The sequence below is a fragment of the Brevibacterium sp. 50QC2O2 genome, from assembly GCF_024580675.1.
Taxonomy (GTDB): Bacteria; Actinomycetota; Actinomycetes; order Actinomycetales; family Brevibacteriaceae; genus Brevibacterium; species Brevibacterium moorei.
Map to the genome: position 1 here is coordinate 111379 of NZ_JANIJZ010000002.1, position 21351 is coordinate 132729.

Genomic DNA, 21351 nt, shown 5'->3' on the forward strand with positions numbered 1-21351 from the left:
TCCATAGAGGAGAAGAAGTGGCAGAGGTCTACCAGGCCCAGCTCGCGACCGCATGGCAGGAGATCACAGGGGAGGAACCCCCGGAGGATTTCCTGCGCGAATACTATCCCCGCATCGACAGGTACGAATTCGAGGCCCTGGGCGCCAAGGCCATGGCCGGCTGCGCCTGGGATCACCTGCGCACGGCCCGGCGTTTCACCGGCACCGCACCGGTTGTGTCACTGCACAATCCGGAACCGGGCGATGCGGACTACACGGGAAACCACACCAGGATCGCGATCGTGGTCACCGATGTGCGCTACCTCGTCTCGTCAGTCACCGCGGCGCTGAGCTCCACCGGATATGTGATCCGCCGGGTGCACCATCCCACCCTCATCACCCTGCGCGACTCCGCTTCGCCCGAGCAATTCACGGTCGCCCGCAAGGGTCTGTTGCACACCGATACGCAGGCCCTGCCGACCCTGGCCGAGGTGGACAGTCCAGAGGCCCGCATCCCGCGGCGCGAGTCATGGCTGCTGATCGACATCGACAGAATCGCACCGGAATCCTTCGACGGGCTGGCCGGCGCGCTCGAGCACATCATCGCGGTGATCCGCGCAGCGGCGGCCGATGAGGCCGCGATGGCGGAGCGCGCCCATACCCTGGCCGCTGACCTGCGCGAGCGCGCCCCGCGTCCCGAGCTGGCGGCCGAGGCCATCGAATCCGCCGACTTCCTCGACTGGATCGACGGCCGCTTCGCCTTCATGGGCTACCGCGAGTACCGCCTGGTCGAAGCCGGGGGCAGTACCCGGCTGGAGCCCGTCGAGGGCACTGCACTGGGCATCAGCGCCCTGCGCGACACCACCGTCTCGCCTCTGTCGAAGTCGGTCTCCTCCCATGCCAGGGACCCACACGTGCTGGTCCTGACGAAGGCGAATTCCCGTTCGCAGATCATTCGCCGCGGGTTCATGGACTACCTGGGCGTGAAGGTCTTCGACGAAGCAGGGGAGATCGTCGGGGAGCGTCGTTTCGTCGGCCTGTACACCGCGCCCATGTACAACGCCTCGGTGCTGGACGTACCGGTGCTGCGCGCCAAGGTCTCCTGGATCATGCAGCACTCGGGGCTGCTGCGCGATTCCCATTCCGGGACCGAACTGCTGGGCGCCCTCGAATCGTTCCCCCGTGACGATATGCTCCAAGCCGAACCGCAGGACGTGCTCGACATCGTCTTGACCGTCATCGACTTGCAGGAGAAGCGCGAGTCCTCGGTCTTCATTCGCCGCGATACCTATGAACGCTATGTCTCCGTCCTGGTCTACGTCCCCCGCGACCTCTATGACACGGCCTCGCGCCTGCGGGTCGAGGCGGTCCTGCGCGATCTGTACCGGGCGGACAGCGTCGACTTCGACGTGCTGCTGTCGGACTCGATTCTGGCGCGTCTGCACTTCGTCGCCCGGGTCGGCCGCGATGAGATGCTGCCGGACATCTCGCCGGAGGTGGTGGCCGAACGCATCAAATCGGCCGTGAGATCCTGGTCCGAGGACCTGGAGGAACTGCTGGCGCCATCGGACGAGAAGCTGTCCCAAGCGGCCTCGGAGCGTGCCCGGCTGTGGGCACACGCCTTCCCTGCGGATTACCGGGAGCACCAGACGCCGGAACAGGCCCTGGCCGACGTGGATCGGTTCGACACCCTGGTGACGGACCTGGCCCCGCGGGTGATGCTGCACCGGGAACCGGGTACCGATGAGCACCATCTGCGCCTTGCCCTGTACCGTCTGGCCCCGGCCGGCCTGTCGGCAATCGTGCCGCACCTGTCGAATCTGGGCGCGCAGATCCTCGACGAGAGGCCCTATCGGATCGATCTGGCCGACGGCACTCAGCGTTACATCTACGACTTCGGCCTGGAGTTCTCACGACCGGTCGATCGCGAGGACTTCGCTCGGATCGAGAGTGCCTTCGCCGCAGGGTGGAGGGGGCTGCGGGAGACGAGTTCACTCGACAGCCTCATCATCGCGGGCCTGAGCTGGACGGAACTGACGGTACTGCAGGCGCTGGGCGCCTATCTACGCCAGGCCGGGCTGGCCCTGCGCGAACGCACCATGGCCGGCATTTTCACCGCCCATCCGGAACTGGCCGGCCTGCTCGTCACGTTGTTCACCCGCCGGTTCGATCCCGCGATCGACTCCGCCGAGCGCGAGCGCCTGGTGGCGGAGGCCGAAGAGCGCATCGAGGCGAGCCTGGCACAGGTCGCCACACTCGACGCAGATCGCCTGGTCAGGGCCATGCGCATGCTCATCCGCGCCCTGGTCAGGACCAATGCCTTCACCGCCGGGCCCGACACCCTGCCACAGACACTGGCCTTCAAACTTCATCCGACCGAGCTGTCGTTCGCGCCGAAGCCGCGTCCGGCGATCGAGGTCTGGGTGTACTCGCCGGAGGTCGAGGGCGTGCATCTGCGCTTCGGCAAGGTAGCACGCGGCGGCCTGCGCTGGTCGGACCGGCCAGACGATTTCCGCACGGAGATCTTGGGCCTGGTCAAGGCGCAGATGGTCAAGAACGCCCTGATCGTGCCCACCGGCGCCAAGGGCGGTTTCGTGCCCAAACACCTGCCGGACCCGACGGTGGACCGCAGCGCCTGGGCGGCGGCCGGGCAGCACGCCTATGAGAAATTCATCGGGGCGCTGCTGGACCTGACTGACAACCTGGTGCAGGGGCCGACGGGGCAGACCGTGGAGTACCCGGACTCGGTTGTGCGCTATGACGGTGACGACACCTATCTGGTGGTGGCCGCTGACAAGGGCACTGCGCGCTTCAGCGATATCGCCAACGGACTGGCGATCTCCCGGGGCTTCTGGCTGGGCGACGCCTTCGCCTCGGGCGGTTCGGTCGGCTACGACCACAAGGCCATGGGAATCACCTCGCGCGGCGCGTGGAAGTCGGTGGAGCGGCACTTCCGCGAATTGGGCGTGGACACATCCCGCGAGGACTTCACCGCGGTGGGCATAGGCGATATGAGCGGCGACGTGTTCGGCAACGGCATGCTGCGCAGTCGGCACACCAGGCTGATCGCGGCCTTCGACCATCGCGATATCTTCATCGATCCGGACCCGGAGCCCCTGGCGGCCTTCGACGAGCGCAAACGGTTGTTCGAACTGCCGCGCTCCAGCTGGCAGGACTACGACAAGTCCCTGCTGTCGGCCGGTGGTGGCGTCTACTCCCGCACGGCCAAGTCGGTGCTGTTGAGTACGGAGGCGGCCGCGGCCCTGGGCCTGGCCCCCGGCCGCTATACCCCGGGGGAATTAATCTCCGGGATCCTCAAGGCGCCGGTCGATCTGCTGTACAACGGTGGCATCGGGACCTATATCAAGGCCACGGGGGAATCCGATGCTGCGGTCGGCGATAAGGCGAATGAGGACATCCGGGTCACCGGAGCGCAGCTGCGGGCCCGCGTGGTGGGCGAGGGAGGCAATCTCGGGGCGACCCAGTTGGGCCGGATCGAGGCCGCACTGCACGGCGTGCGGATCAACACCGACGCCGTGGACAACTCGGCGGGTGTCGATACCTCCGACCACGAGGTCAACATCAAGCTGCTCATCGACGGGCTGATCAGGGCCGGGAAGTACCGGCCGGAGCAGCGCGAGGCCCTGTTGCTGGACCAGACCGGAGAAGTCGCCGATCTGGTGCTGGCGAACAACTACAGTCAGAACGCGGTGTTGGGCGAAGGGCGCGACGAGGCTCGCACGATGACCGGGGCGCTGATCCGATTGCAGCGGTTCCTGGAGGAACACGCCGGCCTTGACTCGGCAGTGGAGTTCCTCCCCGACGCCAAGACGATGAGCCGGCGCAGGGAATCCGGCGGCGGTTACGTCTCGCCGGAGCTTGCGGTCCTGCTGGCATATGTGAAGATGCACGCGGCCTCCAGCCTGCTGGAATCGACGGTGCCCGATGAGTCGTTCATGGCCGGTGACCTGGCAGCGTACTTCCCCAGTGGCCTCGACGTCGACGCGGCCGATCTGGCAGGACACCCGCTGCGCCGCGAGATCGCCACGGCCCACCTGGTCAATCGGATGGTCGACCGCTCGGGCCTGACCTACATCTTCCGGATCATCGAGGAGACGGGGGCCAAGATCCCGCAGATCGCGCGGACCTTCGCAGCGGTCAGTGAGATCTTCGACCTCGACGAACACTTCGATACGATCTCGGCCCTGGACAATATCGTGCCCAGCCAGGTGCAGATCAAGCTCGTGCACGAATACGTGCGCCTGCTCGACCGGGCCTCGCGTTGGTTGCTCAACCTCTCTCCGGAGGCCATTGACGTGCCGGCCCAGATCGCGCGTCTCCAGCCGGTGGTCCGCAGCCTGCGGCCCCAGCTGCAGGGGATGCTGCGCGGTGCGGACCGGGCGGCCGTCGAAGAGCAGGCGGCGGCCTATATCGCCGCGGGTGTGCCGGCCGACCTGGCCTGGCGCACTGGCTCGCTGCTCGACGAGTTCGCCCTCCTGGATGTCGCCACCGTCGCCGAGCGCACGGGACTGGAGGCGCGGGACGTGGCCGAGGTCTACTACGGTGTGACGGACCTGTTGCGCGGGCAGGACCTGCTGGTGAGCATCGGCGCGCTGGACAGGTCCAGCCGCTGGTCGGCACTGGCCCGCGGCGCGCTGCGCGATGACTTCTACCAGGCCGTTCACTCCATCGCCCTGGTGGTGCTGGGCACCACCACATCGGCCAACCCGACCCCGGAGGAGCGGGCGGATGAGCGGATCGCCCAGTGGCAGGTGGAGAATCAGACGGCCCTGGACGCGGTGCGCTCGACCACCGATGAAGTGCTCGGCCTCGAACAGGCCGGACAGGCACCGCTGTCCGTCCTGCTGCGGATGATGCGCTCGCTGGTCCGCTCGACCCGGTTCAACAGTGGAGCCGGCGAATGAGCCTGTTGACCGATCAACTGGCAGCGGAGGGGGTGACGGACCCCGAGGACGTCGAATGGCTCCACCTCCTGGTGGGGGACTGGCAGCTGATCGCCGATCTCTCATTCGCCGATTTGGTGCTGTGGGTTCCCACCCTGTTGGAAGGCGATCGAGCCGGGGCGTTCCGGGTGGTGGCCCACTGCCGGCCGACCACCGGCTCGACGGTCTACCCGCACGACGAGGTCGGCACGCTGGCCAATGAGGAGGAACGTGGATTCCTGCAGCGGGCGGTCGACGCCAAGGCGATAGTCGCTGCGGGCGACACGGTACCGGCCCTGGCCGGTGCCGAGGCGATCCCGGTGGTGCGGGCAGGGCAGGTGATCGCCCTGCTGACCCGACATACAGAGGAGGGGCGCCGGATCGGCGCCTCACGGTTGGAACGCAACTACCGGTCCTCGGCGATGATGCTGTTGTCGATGATCGCCGAGGGCGAGTTCCCCCAGCAGAATGTGCCGTCGGGGGTGCGTCGCGGGGAGCCCCGGGTGGGCGATGGCCTGCTCGTACTCAACCGCGAGGGCAGGGTTCGCTATGCTTCGCCGAACGGGATGTCGGTGCTGCACCGGCTGGGCCACGACGGTGAAATCGAGGGTCGCTACCTCAACGAGGTCGTGGATTCGCTGATCGACCAGGTTCGCCAGGTCGATGAGGCATTGCCGATGGTGCTCACGGGCCGGGCGCCGTGGCGCGCGGAGATCGAAGAGGGCCGGATCAGTGTGTCCCTGCGGTCCATTCCACTCAAACGCGGCGGAGTGCGCACCGGGGCGATCCTGCTCGTCCGCGACGTCTCCGAAGTCAGGCGCCGGGAACGTGAACTGCTCAGTCGCGATGCGATGATCCGCGAGATGCACCATCGGGTGAAGAACAACCTGCAGACCGTCTCCGCGCTGCTCCGTCTGCAGGAACGGCGCCTGAAGTCCCCCGAGGCCAAGGCCGCGGTGGGCGAGGCGATGCGCCGGGTGCAGATGATCGCCACGGTGCACGATGTGCTGAGCAAGGGCATCGAATCATCCGTGGACTTCGACGAGATCATCGACAAGGGCATGCAGATGGCTCCCGAACTGGCTACGGCACAGGCGAGCGTGCACGTGCGCAGGGAAGGATCGTTCGGTTCGATCTCCTCGGCCGATGCCACCTCTCTGGCTCTGGCGCTCAACGAACTGGTGGCCAATGCCGTCGAACACGGCTTTCCGGTGGACGGGCTGGGACCCGATGACACGATCACCGGCGAGGTCGTGGTCAGGCCGGTGCGCCACGGTGAGCAGCTGACCGTCACGGTCTCCGACGACGGGGTGGGGCTGCCTCCCGGTGGGGGCCCCGGCAACGGCTTGGGCACGCAGATTGTCAAGACACTGATCAAGACCGATCTGTCCGGGGACATCACCTGGCGGCCGGGCCCCGGCGGGGGGACCGAGGCGGTCATCGAGGTGCCGCTGCGCGACGGCGTCTGAGCGTGCGGGCCGGCAGCGGTCCCGCCGAAGATATGACTGGGCCCCGTCCGGATGGACGGGGCCCAGTCATATATTCGGCGCTCAGACGCCGGGTAGCCAGCCGAGTGCGCTCAGCCCGCGCGGCGGGCGCGTGCAGCGCGGCGCTTGAGGGCGCGGCGCTCGTCCTCGGACAGGCCACCCCAGACGCCGGCGTCCTGGCCGGTCTCCAGAGCCCACTGCAGGCAGGTCTCGGCGACCTCGCAGCGGCGGCAGACACTCTTGGCCTCTTCGATCTGCAGAAGCGCCGGCCCCGTGTTCCCGATGGGGAAGAACAGTTCGGGGTCCTCGTTCAGGCATTCGGCACGATGACGCCAGTCCATGGTGTCCTTTCATCAAACGACTGTGTGCGCCCTAGCGCCCACAAAAACAGGAGACCTGCGGGATGATCCGCAGATCTCGTACCCCCTAAGGTTCACACATGTGCGCGGACGCACACAAGAGGTGGGCTGTGTGAACTTTCTGACAAACTCCGCATCCACTTCGAAGCTTGTGCTCCACGTCATTCCCTGCTTATGTATCCCCTATGAGCGATGGAGCGAAAAGACGGCCGGGCGACTTGGCCGATGTGACCCTGATAGCGATCGACGGCGTGGCCCCGACGATTCACCCCGAAGCCTTCGTGGCTCCCGGAGTCACCCTGATCGGAGACGTCCGGTTGGCGGCGGGAGCAGCTGTCTACTATGGGTGCGTGCTGCGGGCCGAAGGGTCGACGATCAGTATCGGCGAGGGCTCGAATGTCCAGGACAACACGGTCATGCACTCGGACCCCGGAAAGCCGGTGACGGTCGGGGCCAGGGTATCGATCGGTCACCGCGCCCTGGTCCACGGGTGCACGGTCGACGACGACGTCCTGATCGGGATGAGCGCGACGGTGCTCAATAGGGCACACATCGGTTCCCGATCCCTCATCGCAGCCGGCGCGGTGGTGCTCGAGGACGCGGTGATCCCGCCGGAGTCGCTGGTCGCAGGGGTCCCCGCCAAGGTCCGCCGTGCCATGGGGGAGAAGGACATCGCCAGGGTTCTGGGCAATGCGAAGAACTACGAGAAGATCCGCGTCCTGCATCGCGAGCACGGCGAGATTATCACCACCTGAACTGCGCCGATGCGCACGCCTGTAGGACAATGGATTCGTGAATAACGTTCTTGATCCTTCGCAGAATCGTGTTGTCATCATCGGTGGCGGGCCCGGTGGTTATGAGGCCGCGCTCGTCGCCGCTCAGCTGGGTGCCGACGTCATGCTCGTCGAACGGCGACAGACCGGCGGTGCGGCGGTGCTCACGGATGTGGTTCCCTCGAAGTCGCTTATCGCCACCGCCGAGCGCATGGTGGAGATCAGCGAATCCGCGACCCTGGGCCTGACCTCCTCCGGCCCCACCGTGGCGGACGCCCCGGTCAGTCCTAGCATGAACGTGCGCCCGGACATCGCCGTGATGAATGCCAGGATCAAACACCTGGCCGCCGCGCAGGCCGCCGACATCCAGGAGGGGCTGATCAATGCGGGCGTCAAGATCATCCACGGCACCGGTACCCTGACCGGTCGTGACGAGGTGGGCGTCGTCGAGGACACCGGCACGGAATACACCCTGCGGGCCGACACCATCCTGTTGGCGGTGGGGGCCAGCCCCCGCGAACTGGACTCTGCGAAGCCAGATGGCGAACGGATCCTGACGTGGAAGCAGCTGTACGACCTCGACGAACTGCCCGAACACCTCATCGTGGTCGGCTCCGGCGTCACGGGTGCGGAATTCGCCTCCGCCTACAACGCCCTGGGCGCCGAGGTCACACTGGTGTCCAGCCGTGACAGGGTGCTGCCCGGCACGGACGAGGACGCGGCCGAGGTCCTGGAACAGGCCTTCCGCCGGCGCGGCATGCACGTGCTGTCCCGTTCGCGGGCCCAGTCCGTCGTGCGCGACGGCGATGGGGTCCTGGTCGAATTGGCCGATGGGCGCAAGGTGCGCGGTTCTCACTGCCTGATGGCGGTCGGTTCGATCCCCAATACCGCGGACCTGTGTCTGGAGCGCGCAGGTGTGAGTGTCGAACCCTCCGGCCATGTGGTCGTCGATGGGGTTTCCCGGACCTCGCGGCAGGGGATCTACGCCGCCGGCGACTGTACGCCGGTATTCCCCCTGGCATCGGTGGCCGCGATGCAGGGGCGCATTGCGATGTGGCACGCGCTCGGTGATGCCGTGGCCCCGTTGAAACTGCGCAATGTCACCTCGAATGTGTTCACTGCCCCGGAGATCGCGACCGTCGGGTTCACCCAGGCGGATCTGCGCGACAACGGACACTCGGTCGAGGTGGTCATGCAGCCGCTTGCCACGAACGCCAGGGCGAAGATGCAGGGAATCGACGAGGGCTTCGTCAAGATCTACGCGAACCGTGGATCAGGCACGATCGTCGGCGGCGTCGTGGTGGGTCCCAAGGCCAGTGAGCTCATCATGCCCCTGACCCTGGCGGTGGAGAACCGGATCAACGTCGACCGACTGGCCTCCTCGTTCGCCGTGTACCCCTCGCTGTCGGGCTCCCTGACCGAGGCCGCGCGCAAACTGCACCACCGCGGCTGAGCAGGAGAACAGAGGCGCAGAACGCGGCCGGGGCCGGGGATGAACGATCATCCCCGGCCCCGGCAGCTTTGTGTGTTCCGCTCAGGCGAAGGTGACGATGGGGGTGCCTGCTTTCACGGTGTCTCCGGAGGAGACTCCGACGCTGGCCACAACGGCGTCGTGCGTGGCCTTCAGCGGCTGTTCCATCTTCATGGCCTCGATCACCGCCAGGGTGTCTCCCGCGGACACGGTATCGCCGTCGGTGACGTTGACGGAGACGATCGTGCCCTGCATCGGAGCGGTGAGGGCGCTCGCATCGTCGGTCCGGTTCGAGCCGCGTCGGCGCAGCCGGGAGCCACCCAGTCCGGTGGGGCGGGCGGGAACCGTAGTGCCGGACACAGATGTCAGCAGAGCACTGGGGACCTTGACGGTCAGCCGGTGCCCGTCGACCTCGACGACCACGTCGGTAGTCTCGTCGGCCGGCGCCGCGGTGCCCGGTGCGACCTCGTCGGCGGTGAAGCCGGGCATGAAGTCGGTCTCCAGCCATTTCGTGTCAACCGTGAAGTCGGTGGTGAAGGCCGGCGCCTCGAGCAGAGCCCGGTGCAGGGGCAGGAGTGTGGCCACCCCGTCGAGTGCGTACTCGGCCAGGGCCCGGCGGGCCCTGGCCAGGGCGGTCGCCCGGTCGGGCCCGGTGACGATGAGCTTGGCGAGCATGGGATCGAAGTCGGTGCCGACGACGGTGCCCTGGCGCACCCCGGAATCCATCCGTACCCCGGGCCCGGCAGGCTCGCGCAGGCGGGAGATGGTGCCGGTGGCCGGGAAGAAGTTCTGGGCGGGGTTCTCGGCGTTGATGCGGAATTGGATCGCGTGTCCGCGGGGCGTTGGGAAGGTCTCCGGCAGGGTCTGGCCGGCGGCGATTCGCAGCTGCCAGGTCACGAGGTCGACGCCGGTGACTTCCTCGGTTACGGTGTGCTCGACCTGGATCCGGGCGTTGGCCTCCATGAAGGTCAGGCGGCCGTCGGAGCCCAAGAGGAATTCGCAGGTGGCGGCGCCCGCATATCCGACCTCCGCGAGGATCCTCTGAGAGGCCCGCGTGATCGTGTCCAGCTGTTCGGAACTCAGGTGCGGGGCCGGGGCCTCCTCGAGCACTTTCTGGTTGCGTCGCTGCAGGGTGCAGTCACGGGTCGAGGCGACGAGCACCCGGCCGGTCCCATCGGCCATGCACTGGGTTTCGACGTGGCGGGGCTTGATGATTTGCTGTTCGATGAGGCATTCGGAGCGCCCGAAGGCGGATTTGGCCTCGCGGGCTGCGCTGGCCAGCGCCTCGGGCAGTTCGGCGGCCGAGGCCGCCGTGCGGAAACCTCTGCCACCTCCGCCGTAGACGGCTTTGACCGCGACCGGATAACCGATCCGCTCGGCGATGGAGAGCGCTTCGGCGGCCGATGCGACGGGACCGTCGGAGCCCCGTGTGATGGGCGCTCCCACCCGCTGGGCCACGGCCCTGGCGCCGGACTTGTCGCCGAGGCGGGCGATGGCAGCCGGCGGCGGACCGACCCACACGAGGTCGGCGTCGATGACGGCCTGGGCGAAGTCGGGGCTTTCGGAGAGATAGCCGTAGCCGGGATGGACGGCCTCTGCGCCCGCGCGCTGGGCCAGATCGACCAGGGTGGGGACGTCGAGGTAGGTTTCGGCGGCTGTGGTGCCGGGCAGCAACCAGGCATCATCGGCCAGCTCGACGTAATCGGCGGCGGCGTCGGCGGAGGTGTAGAGGGCGATCGCCTTGAGGCCCAGATCGTGGCAGGCGCGAATCACGCGCAGTGCGATCTCGCCGCGGTTGGCGATGAGCACCCTGGTGAAGGGGCGTCGGATGACGTGCGTCGAGTAGTCCTGTAAGTCGACCATCAAAACTCCTGAACCGATGAGTGGGAACGACCACAATGTAGTTCCTCGGTCCAAGGCCTTGTCGCCATCCGACAAAAGGTCGGTCGTAAAACTTTCCCGCCGAACTCAGCTCCCGGGCGTGTCCCAGAGGCTGGTCCAGGCCAGGTCGAGAGCCGCCGACATGCGTCGCAGGGTGGGCAGGCTCAAGCCGAGGACACCCAGGTGATCACCCTCGAGGGAGTCGACGAAGGCACCGCCATAGCCGTCGATCGTCAGCGCCCCTGCGACTTCCAGGGGCTCGCCGGTGGCGATATAGGCCTCCAGCTCGGCATCGGTGATCCGGCCGATGTGCACGGTGGTCGTGCTGGTCGCCCGCTGTGTGCCGATCCGCTGCAGACCCGTGGGCCCGGATTCGAGCCGGGTGAGCACATGGCCGGTGTGCAGGTGGGTGGTCCGGCCGGCCATGGCATGCCACACCTCTCTGGCACGTTGGGCGGTGTGTGGCTTGCCGATCGGCCGCCCGTCGAGTTCGAGCAGGGAGTCCGCTGCGATGACGGCCAGGACGTCACCGGGGGCGGTGGAAACGGGGCGGGGGTCCGCAATGAGCCGCTCGAGGACCGCCGCCGACTTCGCATCGGCCAGGATCTGGACTTGTTCGGCGACCGAGCCGGGGGACTCGGCCGCAGTCACCGCGTCCTCGTCCACATCCGGGACGAGGATGAGAGGGGTGATGCCGGCGGCGCGCAGAATGGCCTGCCTGGTCGGGGACGAGGATGCGAGGACGACGCGGTTCATTCTTCTCCTTCACAGGACTGTGGCGGGGTCGAGACGACGACCAGACCCCGGTCGTGGGCGATCCGGCTGAGCACGGTCGCCGCGATCTGCTGGAAGCCCAGGGTGCTGGGGGCCAAGCCGGAATGGCTGAGCAGGCCGACCCTGGTGGTGCCGGCGAGGCTTTGGTGGATGGACACCGGTAGGCCCCCGGCGGCCGCGGTGGTGACCCATTGGGAACCCGAGAGCACGCGGGAGGACCGGCGCAGCACGCCCTGCAGGGGCCGTTTGACCTGCGGTAGTCCGCCCAGATCCGGGCAGGTCAGGACGATGATGCGGTAGCCGCCCTCGCGCTGCAACCGGGAGATCGCGCTGGTGAGCACCGGCAGACTCAGTGATCCCGTTACCGGGTGGATGACATCGTTCATACCCATGGACACGACGGCGTAGCGGGGAGCCGACGGACCCGTCTTGGAGCGTCGCATACCGTGATGGCGCAGCAGATCCGCGACCTGTGCGGCCACGTCCTCGGCCCGGGCGGAGGGGGAGGCCTGATCGGACAGGCGCACAGGTGATTCGAACATCCGGCTCAGGCCACTGGCGATGAGTCGGCCGGGGCGGACCGCTTCGTTTCCGGCCAGCCAGGTGTCGCCGAGGAGTGCGAGGGCAGGTGTGTCGCCGTCGTCGTCGGTGATCGGGCGCGCGGGGCCGTGCGCGCTGTGGAGTTCATGCAGGACGGGCACCAGGCGTTCGGAATCGACGGCCAGGGCCCGGCGCAGTCGCTGGGACTGCCGGTAGAACAGTCCGCTGACGGCACCCAGGACGATGGGTCCGGCCGCGGCCACCGCCAGTGCCGTGCGCGCGCTGCGTTTCATTCGGGCTCCTCCTTACCGGGATCTCAAGTCTAGCGTGCGCGGATAGGCCGATCTCCGTATGCTGGGTCCATGAGTGAACAGCACACTGAGTTCTCCTCGGAGTCGACCTCGCCAAAGGGCGAGGGTCCCTATGTATCCTCCGGAGTCCGCCTGGCCGCTGCCTGGTCGTGGCGGGGCCTGGTCATCGTGGCGGCGGCCTTCGTCGCCCTATATCTGCTGTCCAAGGTCGACATCATCGTCATGCCGGTGCTCATCGCCCTGCTGTTGTCGGCCCTGCTCACGCCCATGGCGGCCTTCCTGGGGCGCCACGGGTGGCCGCGCGGCCTGGCCGCCGCTACTGTGTTCGTCGGCATGATCGTCGTGGTGCTGGGCCTGTTGACCCTGGTGGGCCAGCAGATCTATGCGGGGTTCTCCAGCCTGTGGGATCAGGTCAAAGAGGGCGTCGAGGCGATTTCCACCTGGCTGGGCTCGAATCCCTGGGGCTTGGATTCGGGTCGCCTGTCCGAATACGTCAACATGGGCCTGGAGAAGGTCACGAGCGTACTCGAATCACAGAGCGGGGAGATCGCCAGTGGGGCCCTGGGCGCTGCCAGCAGCGTCGGCACCTTCATGACGGGCCTGGTATTGACCCTGTTCACCACGTTCTTCTTCGTCTATGACGGACACAAGATCTTCCCCTGGCTGGTCGGCCTGCTGCCCGCACGGGCCAGGGACCGCGTGGACAAGGCCGGAGTGACCGGCTGGTGGTCGTTGGTGCAGTACGTGCGGGTGCAGATCCTGGTCGCGGCGGTGGATTCCGTGGGTATCGGGATCGGTGCGATCTGCCTGCAGATCCCATTGGTCATCCCACTCATGGTGCTGGTGTTCCTGGGATCGTTCATCCCGATCGTCGGTGCCGTGGTCACCGGCTTCGTCGCCGTCGTCGTCGCCCTGGTGTCCAAGGGGATCGTCTCGGCCGTCATCATGCTCATCGTCGTCCTGGCGGTGCAGCAGATCGAGGGCCATGTCCTGCAGCCCTTCGTGATGGGCAAGGCCGTTTCCGTGCACCCGCTGGCCGTCGTCCTGGCGGTCTCGGCCGGCGGCTTCATGTTCGGAATTCTGGGTGCCCTGTTCGCGGTGCCCCTGGTGGCGTGCGGGAACACGGTGGTGCAGTCGCTGGCCGGTCGTGATCCGATCGCGGAGAACCAGGCGAAAGCCGCTGCCGCCAAGGAGGAGAAGCGGCGGAAGAAGGAAGCCAAGCGGGCGGCGCACGGTTAGGCGGGCAGACTGCACAGAAGAGACGGGGCGGGCCGGGACTTGTGTCCCGGCCCGCCCCGTCTCTTCGGCGTTCTGTGCTCAGAAGGCCTCGGCCGACTTGATGGTGACCTCGATCGTGCGTCCATTGGGTGCCTCATAAGACACCGTAGAACCGACCTTGGCACCGTTGACGGCTGCGCCCAGCGGAGACTTCTCGGAGAAGACCTCGACGTCCTCGCCCCCGCCAGCCAGCTCACGCGAGCCCAGAACGAACCGGCGGTCCTTCTTGCCCAGGGTCACGACGACGACCTTGCCCGGGGTGACGATGCTGGTGTCCGAATCGGCCTCGCCGACTTCGGCGTTGCGCAGCAGCACCTCCAGCTGGCGGATGCGGGCCTCCAGCTGGCCCTGCTCGTCACGCGCTGCGTGATAACCGCCGTTCTCCTTCAGGTCGCCTTCGTCGCGGGCGGCCTCAATGCGTTCCGCGACAGCCTGGCGACCGGGGCCGGACAACTCTTCGAGCTCCTTGGACAGACGGTCGTATGCCGCCTGGCTCAGCCATGTGGTCTCAGCGGACTGCTCGGTCATGATCGCTCCTTGTAGATGGACAGTGTCGGGCCCGATCGAATGTGCAGGCCCCTAGCAATGGTTTATCCCGGGTGAACAGGGTCACCCGGGATAAACATTGAACTTTTATTCTACCACGTACCAGCAGCGATCCAACATGCCCTGCACGGCCTTCTGCGTCGTGCGCAGATGGGCGGTGACATGCACGGGATTCGCTTTGTCCGCCTGTGGGTCGGGCGCGATGTCAACCTCCCGGTAACCGACCACCGCTTCCTGGACGCTCTTGGCCTGTACTCCGCATCTGGTGGTCCTATGCGCATCGGGGACCAGGGCGATGGTCACCTCGGTGCGGGAGTCGTCGGGGACCGAGTACCCGACGTTCGTCGCCGTCTGGGGGCTGCCCTTGGGACGGAAGGAGAGCCAGGCGACCGCGGCGGTCAACAGCACCAGCAGCACGGCCGTGATGACGACCATGCGGCGGCGTCGGGTGGCGGTGGCCGCGGTGGGTGCCGCCTGTGCGTGCGTGGTGCGGCCGTACCTGGCCTCGAGTGAGGAATTCGTCGTATTCTCCGAATGCTGGGACCGATGTCTAGAGCTGCAAAGGGTACGCTACTGTATCCCGCGCGGCACTCGCGTACTAGTCTAGGGGAGGAACTTTTACGCCCCTGCACGGACCTGGATGTGAGTGTGAACCGATTGGACGAACGGCCGTATGAGGGACTGCGCCTGCTGGCGGCGCACGCCCATCCCGATGATGAATCCTCCAAGGGAGCCGGTACCACCGCCCTGTACTCCTCCTTGGGCGCTCAGGTGCTCATCGCCACCTTCACCGGCGGCGAGGCCGGCGACATCCTCAACCCAGCTGTAGCGCAGTCACCGGCGGCCATCCGGGACATCGCCGGACTGCGGCGCGAGGAAATGGCCAATGCGGCCGCGATCCTGGGCGCCGAGCAGCGCTGGATCGGTTTCGTCGACTCGGGGCTGCCCGAAGGCGACTTCGAAACCCAGACCCCGCATGGTTGCTTCTACAAAGTGCCCACCGATGTGGCCGCCCGACCCCTGGTCGGCCTGATCCGGCAGTTCCGGCCGCAGGTTGTGACGACCTACGACGAACAGGGCGGCTACCCGCACCCCGATCACATCAAGGCACACATTGTGACGATGGCGGCGGTCGAGGCGGCGGCACAGCCGGACTACCATCCGGAGCTCGGCGCGGCCTGGCAGGTCCAGAAGGTGTACTACAACCAGGACCTGTCACCGAAGAAGTGGCGCCTGCTGGACGAGACCGTGCGCGCTCGCGGTCTGGAATCGCCCTTCGCCGAGATCCTCGAACACTGGGCCGGCCGGCTGGAGCGGGATTCCTGGCTGTCCACGGTCATCACCTGCGGGCCCTTCGTCGACACCGCCGAACAGGCACTGCTGGCGCACCGGACCCAGATCGACCCGCAGGGCGGGTTCTTCTCCGCGACCAGACGGGCCGCCAAGCGCGTGCTGCCCACCGAGGACTTCGAACTCGTCGTGGACATGACGGGCCGCGGTCCCTTGGAACACCGGGACTATGTGGAATCGGATCTGTTCGCCGGCGTCACCGACGATGCGGGACACCGGGTCCCCGAGGACCGGCTCGATGCGATCGTCGACGCCAATGGCTGGCGTGAACCGGAGGGTCTGCAGTGAGCGATCTGTATCTGGCGCTGGCCGCCGCCACTCCGACTCCCACGACGGGCGGCGTGTCCTATCCCGATGCGGCGAAAGTCACCCCGGGGACCATCGGGTTCGTCGTGACGATCCTGATCGTCATCGCCGCGATCTTCCTGATGCGCGATGCGATGCGCCGGGTCCGCCGGGTGCGGGCACGCGACGATGCGGAGACCGAGTACTCGATCCCGTTGCGCAGCCCGCACGCCGTGCCCAACCGCAGCGATCTGCCGCCGGCCGACGAACGGACGGTCGGCGACGAGACCGAGGGTGCAGCCGGGGCCGAGGACCCGGAGGACGGGAACCGGGGCTAGAACGGCCGGCTAGAGCAGCTGGAGGTCGGCGGCCACGGCCGCGACCAGCACCGCTGCCAGATGGCAGCCATAGCCCAGCACCGTGCACGTGTGGAAGACCTCGTGGAAGCCGAAGACCGTGGGCACGGGGTCGGGGTGCTTGACCCCGTAGACCACGGCGCCTGCGATGTAGAGGGCGCCGCCTGTGACGATGAGGATGCCCACCGCGGTGTGTGCGGCCCACATGGCGGGCACATAGCCGACGCCCGCGACTCCGATGCCCACGTAGACCGGCACGAACAGCCAGCGCGGGGCCGCCGTCCAGACGAGTCGGAAGACCACCCCGGCGATCGCGCCCGCCCACATGATGGACAGCAGGATGATGCAGCTCTTCAGGGGCAACAGCAGGACGGCCAACGGGGTGTAGGTCCCGGCGATGATGAGGAAGATGTTCGCATGGTCCATCCGGCGCAGCAGCAGCCGGATGCGCATCCGCCACTTCCCTCGGTGGTAGGCCGCCGAGGTGCCGAAGAGCATCATGCCGGTCAGCGCGAACACCGCGGCGGCCAGCCGGGAGGCGATCGTGGGCGAGAGGATGACCAGGGCCAGGCCGCCGAGCACCGACACGGGAAAGGCCCCTGCATGGATCCATCCGCGCCAACTGGGCTTGGCCTGACCCATGAGCTTGCGCACCTCGTGCATGAGGGCGCGATGGCGGCGTCCGGCGGCGGGGACTGGTTCGGCGAGTCGGTCGTGCCCCGTGTGCCGATCGGGGGTGGGAGCCGGTGCCTGGGGGATTCCTGTCATGAACCAAGCGTAGGAGCGGAGTCTGGGAATACCCGATCCGAAAGCACGGTACCGTCACGGGTACCGCGGGACATTCGGTAGGCTTGTGCAGGATCGTCGGCCGTGTGGTCGGCATGGAGAGGACTCATATGTACCGGCCCGCGTGGCTGTATCGGATGTACGAACGCAAGGTGCTTCGGCAGCTGGCCCGCACCGATGCCATCCCTCACCATGTCGGGGTGATCACCGACGGCAATCGCCGCTGGGCCCGGGAATTCGGCACGACGACGGCGCACGGACATCAGGCGGGCGCCAATAAGATCATCGAGTTCCTCGGATGGTGTTCGGAACTGGGGATCTCCGTCGTCACACTCTATGTGCTCAGCAAGGAGAACCTGACCAGGGACGAGTCGGAACTGGGTCCGCTCAAGCGGATCATCTCCAATCTGGTCGATCAGATCGCCGACACGGAGTCCTATGCCGTCAAACTGGTCGGTGACCTGCGACTGCTGCCCGACGACCTGCGTCGCGAACTGGCCGCCGCCCAGCAGCGCACTCCTGCGACCGGCAGGGCCCGGCTGACCGTGAACGTGGCAGTGGGCTACGGAGGGCGTGAGGAGATCGTCGACGCGGTGAAGTCCTGGATGCGCTCATCGCAGGCGGCGGGCCTGAGCATGCAGCAGATGATCGACGATCTGACCCCCGAGAGGATTTCCGAACACCTCTACACCAAGGGCCAGCCGGATCCCGACCTCATCATCAGGACGTCGGGGGAACAGCGCCTGTCGGGATTCATGATGTGGCAGAGCGCGTATTCCGAGTTCTATTTCTGCGAGGTCTACTGGCCGGATTTCCGCCGGACCGATTTCCTGCGCGCGGTGCGCGACTTCTCCTCCCGGGGCAGGCGCTACGGGAAGTAGCCCGGCTGCCGGGAGCATACTGACGCGACACGGCCGCCGAGGTTCTAAGAACCTCGGCGGCCGTGTCGCGTCAGCGGATGAGCCGGCTGGCGATCAGCGGTTGTAGTCGCCGACCATCGTCATCACGTCCAGCGCCTGATCCAGCTGCGCCTCGGTGACGGTCCCATTGGCGACATAGCCCAGATCGATCGTCGCCTCCTTGACCGTGAGCTTGTTGGCCACGGCGTGCTTGGCGATCTTGGCCGCGGCCTCGTAGCCGATGACCTTGTTCAATGGCGTCACGATCGACGGCGAGGCCTCTGCCAGGAAGCGGGCGCGCTCCTCGTTGGCGATCAGCCCGTCGACCATCTTGTCCGCCATCACGCTCGCGGCGTTGGCCAGCAGGCGGATCGACTCGAGCAGGTTCGCTGCCATCACGGGGATGCCCACGTTGAGTTCGAAGGCGCCGTTCGTGCTCGACAATGCCACAGTGGTGTCGTTGCCGATGACCTGTGCAGCGACCTGGATCGTGGCCTCGCAGATGACCGGGTTGACCTTGCCGGGCATGATCGAGGAACCGGGCTGCAGATCGGGAATGTGCAGCTCGCCCAGGCCCGTGTTGGGGCCCGATCCCATCCAGCGGATGTCGTTGCAGATCTTCATCAGGCTGTAGGCGATGTTGCGCAGCTGGCCGGAGGCCTCGACCAGACCGTCGCGGTTGGCCTGTGCTTCGAAGTGGTTGCGGGCCTCGGTGATCGGCAGGCCGGTCTGTTCGCCCAGCAGCTCGATGACGCGGGCCGAGAAACCGGCGGGCGTGTTGATGCCGGTGCCGGTGGCGGTGCCGCCCAGGGGGACCTCGGCGACGCGCGGCAGGCTGGCATGGACGCGCTCGATGCCGTAGCGGACCTGCGCTGCATAACCGGAGAATTCCTGGCCCAGGGTGACGGGGGTGGCGTCCATCAGGTGCGTGCGGCCGGACTTGACGATGTCCTTGAACTCCACGGCCTTGGCCTCCAGCGAGGTCGCCAGGTGTTCGAAGGCGGGGACCAGGTCGCCCACCAAGGCGCCGGTGACTGCCACGTGCACGGAGGTGGGGAAGACGTCGTTGGAGGACTGGGAGGCGTTGACGTGGTCGTTCGGGTGGACCTCGACGCCGGCGGATTCCAGGGCCCGGCTGGCCAGGGTCGCGATGACCTCGTTGGTGTTCATATTCGAGCTGGTGCCGGAACCGGTCTGGAACACGTCGATGGGGAAGTCACCGTCGACATCACCTGCGATGACGACGTCGGCGGCGTCCTGGATCGCCTTGGACCGCTGTGCGTCGAGCACGCCCAGTTCTTCGTTGGCACGGGCGGCGGCCTTCTTGACCTGGCCCAGCGCCGCGATGTGCTGGCGCTCCAGGGTCTTGCCGGAGATCGGGAAGTTCTCCACCGCGCGCTGGGTCTGCGCACGGTACAGGGCATTGATCGGGACCTTCACTTCACCCATGGTGTCGTGTTCGATGCGGTACTCTTCGCTCACGTGTTACTCCTTTTGATGTGGTCGGTGGAAACTACTGATCGAGGGTGGTCTGGGTTCAGTCCGTGGGGGCCGTGGCGCCGATGCGTTCGACGATGTGCACGTGGCCGTCGTCGAGACTGTACGTCATGCCCAGGATGATGAGCTTGCCGGCGTCGACCTGGCGGGCCAGGACGGGGGACCGGCTGTAGAGCATCCGGGCGGTGTTGATCGTGTTCAACGCCACGGTCGAGTTGACGTCCTGGTGGCCGGCCTTGCGGGATTCGACGACGGTGGGCAGGAGCCGGGCGACGATGTCTGCGACGAAGCCCTCGGGCGTGGTACCCGAATCGTAAGATTCGATCGCCGCGGTCACGGCTCCACAGGAGTCATGACCGAGCACGATCAACAGCGGGGTCCCCACGCTGACCGCGCCGTATTCCAGGCTGCCCAGGGTGACCGCGTCTGTGACCTGGCCGGCGGTTCGCACAACGAACATATCGCCCAGGCCCACGTCGAAGATCATCTCCGCCGCGACCCGTGAATCGGCACAGCCGAACAGGGTCGCGAAGGGGTGCTGCCCCCCGGTCAGGGCATGCTTGCGGGCGGCGTCCTGATTGGGGTGCTCCGGGGTGTTGTTGACGAAGCGCTCATTGCCCTGGAGCAGGCGCTCCAGGACCTTGCGCGGCGTATTGTGGTCGGACTTGAGAGGGGGGATGGTCGACACGGCTGTTTCCTCAGACCAGGCCGCGGCGTGCCGCTTCCCTGGCCGCTTCGACGTAGGAATGGGTCTTGTCCAGGCGGTGTTCGGCGTAGACGCTGCGCACGGTCCCCGACTTCGAGCGCATCACCAGCGAGTGCGTGAGCACCCGGCCGTCTTCGTAGCGCAGGCCGTCGAGCAGGTCGCCGTCTGTGATGCCGGTGGCGACGAAGTAGGTGTTGTCGCCGGTCACCAGGTCGTCTGTGGTCAGGACCGCGTCGACGTCGAGTCCGGCGTCGATGGCGGCCTGGCGCTCCTCCTTGGACTGGGGGTGCAGACGTCCCTGGATCACACCGCCGAGGGCTTTGACGGCACAGGCGGTGATGATGCCCTCGGGGGTGCCGCCGGTGCCCATCAGCAGGTCGATACCGGTATTGGGGCGGCAGGCGGCGATGGCGCCGGCGACATCGCCGTCGGAGATGAGCTTGATCCGGGCCCCGGCGGCGCGGATCTTTTCGATCAGAGTGTCGTGACGCGGGCGGTCCAGCACCACGACGGTGACCGAGGACATGTCGTCGGGTGATCCCTTGGCCTTGGCGACACGCCGGATGTTCTCGGCCACCGGCAGGCGCAGGTCGACGTAGTCGCGCGCCTGGGGCCCTGCGACCAGCTTGTCCATGTAGAACACGGCGGACGGATCGTACATCGATCCGCCGTCGGAGACCGCCATAACGGACACCGCGTTGGGCATGCCCTTGGCGGTCAGGGTGGTTCCGTCGATCGGGTCGACTGCGACGTCGCAGTTGGCACCCTGTCCGTCGCCCACGGTCTCGCCGTTGAACAACATGGGGGCCTCGTCCTTTTCGCCCTCTCCGATGACCACAGTGCCATTCATGTGGACGGTGGAGATGACGTTGCGCATCGCGGCGACGGCGGCGCCATCGGCGGCCAGCTTGTTGCCACGGCCCACCCAGGGGGAAGCGGCGATGGCGGCGGCTTCGGTCACTCGGACGAGTTCGAGTGCCAGGTTGCGGTCGGGTTGGCCTTCGGACACCTGCAGGCGCTGGGTCCATTCGTCGGTCACGGCAACGGGTTCCTCCGTTGCACGACCTCCGTTGTGGTGGGCCTTCTCCGTGGGGGTGTGCTGTGCGTGAGATTCGCTCATGATTCCAATT

At 66.9% G+C, this 21351-nt stretch carries 18 protein-coding genes; 8 read left to right on the forward strand and 10 right to left on the reverse strand.

Going from position 1 to position 21351, the window contains the following annotated elements; translation table 11 throughout:
• Window positions 1-17 precede the first annotated feature (17 nt).
• Together NQ038_RS01960 and NQ038_RS01965 are read left to right on the forward strand one after the other, a co-directional pair.
• On the forward strand, window positions 18-4904 hold the full coding sequence (locus tag NQ038_RS01960) for an NAD-glutamate dehydrogenase (protein WP_257061708.1): 4887 nt from the start codon (window positions 18-20) through the stop codon (window positions 4902-4904).
• On the forward strand, window positions 4901-6391 hold the full coding sequence (locus NQ038_RS01965; RefSeq protein ID WP_257048679.1) for a sensor histidine kinase: 1491 nt from the start codon (window positions 4901-4903) through the stop codon (window positions 6389-6391). The genes NQ038_RS01960 and NQ038_RS01965 overlap by 4 nt, the downstream gene beginning before the upstream one ends.
• Window positions 6392-6501: 110 nt before the next feature.
• Here NQ038_RS01965 and NQ038_RS01970 read toward each other — a convergent pair whose 3' ends face one another.
• Window positions 6502-6750, reverse strand: a complete 249-nt coding sequence (locus NQ038_RS01970) for a WhiB family transcriptional regulator (RefSeq protein ID WP_257048678.1) — start codon at window positions 6748-6750, stop codon at window positions 6502-6504.
• A gap of 203 nt (window positions 6751-6953) precedes the next feature.
• Here NQ038_RS01970 and NQ038_RS01975 point away from each other — a divergent pair, with 203 nt between their 5' ends.
• Window positions 6954-7523 (forward strand): gamma carbonic anhydrase family protein, encoded by a 570-nt coding sequence (locus NQ038_RS01975; RefSeq protein ID WP_257061709.1) that lies wholly within the window; start codon window positions 6954-6956, stop codon window positions 7521-7523.
• 37 nt (window positions 7524-7560) lie between these two features.
• Window positions 7561-8994, forward strand: coding sequence for an NAD(P)H-quinone dehydrogenase (locus NQ038_RS01980; RefSeq protein ID WP_257061710.1), 1434 nt, complete (start codon window positions 7561-7563; stop codon window positions 8992-8994).
• Between the two features lie 81 nt (window positions 8995-9075).
• Here the strand turns inward: NQ038_RS01980 and NQ038_RS01985 are convergent, their stop codons facing one another.
• From NQ038_RS01985 to NQ038_RS01995, 3 genes are all read right to left on the reverse strand, one after another.
• Window positions 9076-10875 carry a biotin carboxylase N-terminal domain-containing protein gene (locus NQ038_RS01985; RefSeq protein WP_257061711.1) on the reverse strand — a complete coding sequence of 600 codons (1800 nt, stop codon included), beginning with the start codon at window positions 10873-10875 and terminating at the stop codon, window positions 9076-9078.
• A 105-nt stretch (window positions 10876-10980) separates the two neighbouring features.
• Window positions 10981-11649, reverse strand: a complete 669-nt coding sequence (locus tag NQ038_RS01990) for a nucleoside triphosphate pyrophosphatase (RefSeq protein ID WP_257061712.1) — start codon at window positions 11647-11649, stop codon at window positions 10981-10983.
• The gene (locus NQ038_RS01995) at window positions 11646-12500 is read right to left on the reverse strand and encodes an SGNH/GDSL hydrolase family protein (RefSeq protein ID WP_257048673.1); all 855 of its coding nucleotides are present in this window, start codon (window positions 12498-12500) and stop codon (window positions 11646-11648) included. Before NQ038_RS01995 ends, NQ038_RS01990 begins: the two co-directional genes overlap by 4 nt.
• Before the next feature lie 69 nt (window positions 12501-12569).
• Here NQ038_RS01995 and NQ038_RS02000 point away from each other — a divergent pair, with 69 nt between their 5' ends.
• A complete protein-coding gene (locus NQ038_RS02000) occupies window positions 12570-13757 on the forward strand; it encodes an AI-2E family transporter (RefSeq protein ID WP_257048672.1) in 1188 nt (395 codons plus the stop codon).
• Window positions 13758-13835: 78 nt separating this feature from the next.
• On the opposite strand, the gene greA is transcribed toward NQ038_RS02000, so the two are convergent.
• Window positions 13836-14324: a transcription elongation factor GreA gene (greA, locus tag NQ038_RS02005; RefSeq protein ID WP_257048670.1), complete on the reverse strand. Its 489-nt coding sequence runs from the start codon at window positions 14322-14324 to the stop codon at window positions 13836-13838.
• 105 nt (window positions 14325-14429) lie between these two features.
• A complete protein-coding gene (locus NQ038_RS02010; protein ID WP_257048668.1) occupies window positions 14430-14777 on the reverse strand; it encodes a DUF4307 domain-containing protein in 348 nt (115 codons plus the stop codon).
• 213 nt (window positions 14778-14990) lie between these two features.
• On the opposite strand from NQ038_RS02010, the gene mca reads away from it, so the two are divergent.
• Window positions 14991-15980, forward strand: coding sequence for a mycothiol conjugate amidase Mca (gene mca, locus NQ038_RS02015; protein ID WP_373456764.1), 990 nt, complete (start codon window positions 14991-14993; stop codon window positions 15978-15980).
• Window positions 15977-16315, forward strand: a complete 339-nt coding sequence (locus NQ038_RS02020; RefSeq protein WP_257058526.1) for a hypothetical protein — start codon at window positions 15977-15979, stop codon at window positions 16313-16315. Before mca ends, NQ038_RS02020 begins: the two co-directional genes overlap by 4 nt.
• A 9-nt stretch (window positions 16316-16324) precedes the next feature.
• Here the strand turns inward: NQ038_RS02020 and NQ038_RS02025 are convergent, their stop codons facing one another.
• Complete coding sequence (locus NQ038_RS02025) at window positions 16325-17101, reverse strand: hemolysin III family protein (RefSeq protein WP_257048666.1); 777 nt, start codon at window positions 17099-17101, stop codon at window positions 16325-16327.
• A 128-nt stretch (window positions 17102-17229) separates the two neighbouring features.
• Here NQ038_RS02025 and NQ038_RS02030 point away from each other — a divergent pair, with 128 nt between their 5' ends.
• Window positions 17230-18000: an isoprenyl transferase gene (locus NQ038_RS02030; protein ID WP_257048665.1), complete on the forward strand. Its 771-nt coding sequence runs from the start codon at window positions 17230-17232 to the stop codon at window positions 17998-18000.
• 93 nt (window positions 18001-18093) lie between these two features.
• Here NQ038_RS02030 and NQ038_RS02035 read toward each other — a convergent pair whose 3' ends face one another.
• The 3 genes from NQ038_RS02035 to glpX are packed head-to-tail and all read right to left on the reverse strand — an operon-like array spanning window position 18094 to window position 21341.
• Window positions 18094-19500: a class II fumarate hydratase gene (locus NQ038_RS02035; protein WP_257048664.1), complete on the reverse strand. Its 1407-nt coding sequence runs from the start codon at window positions 19498-19500 to the stop codon at window positions 18094-18096.
• 55 nt (window positions 19501-19555) lie between these two features.
• Window positions 19556-20203 carry a carbonic anhydrase gene (locus NQ038_RS02040; RefSeq protein ID WP_257058528.1) on the reverse strand — a complete coding sequence of 216 codons (648 nt, stop codon included), beginning with the start codon at window positions 20201-20203 and terminating at the stop codon, window positions 19556-19558.
• Window positions 20204-20213: 10 nt separating this feature from the next.
• On the reverse strand, window positions 20214-21341 hold the full coding sequence (gene glpX, locus NQ038_RS02045; RefSeq protein WP_257048662.1) for a class II fructose-bisphosphatase: 1128 nt from the start codon (window positions 21339-21341) through the stop codon (window positions 20214-20216).
• Window positions 21342-21351: the final 10 nt, after the last annotated feature.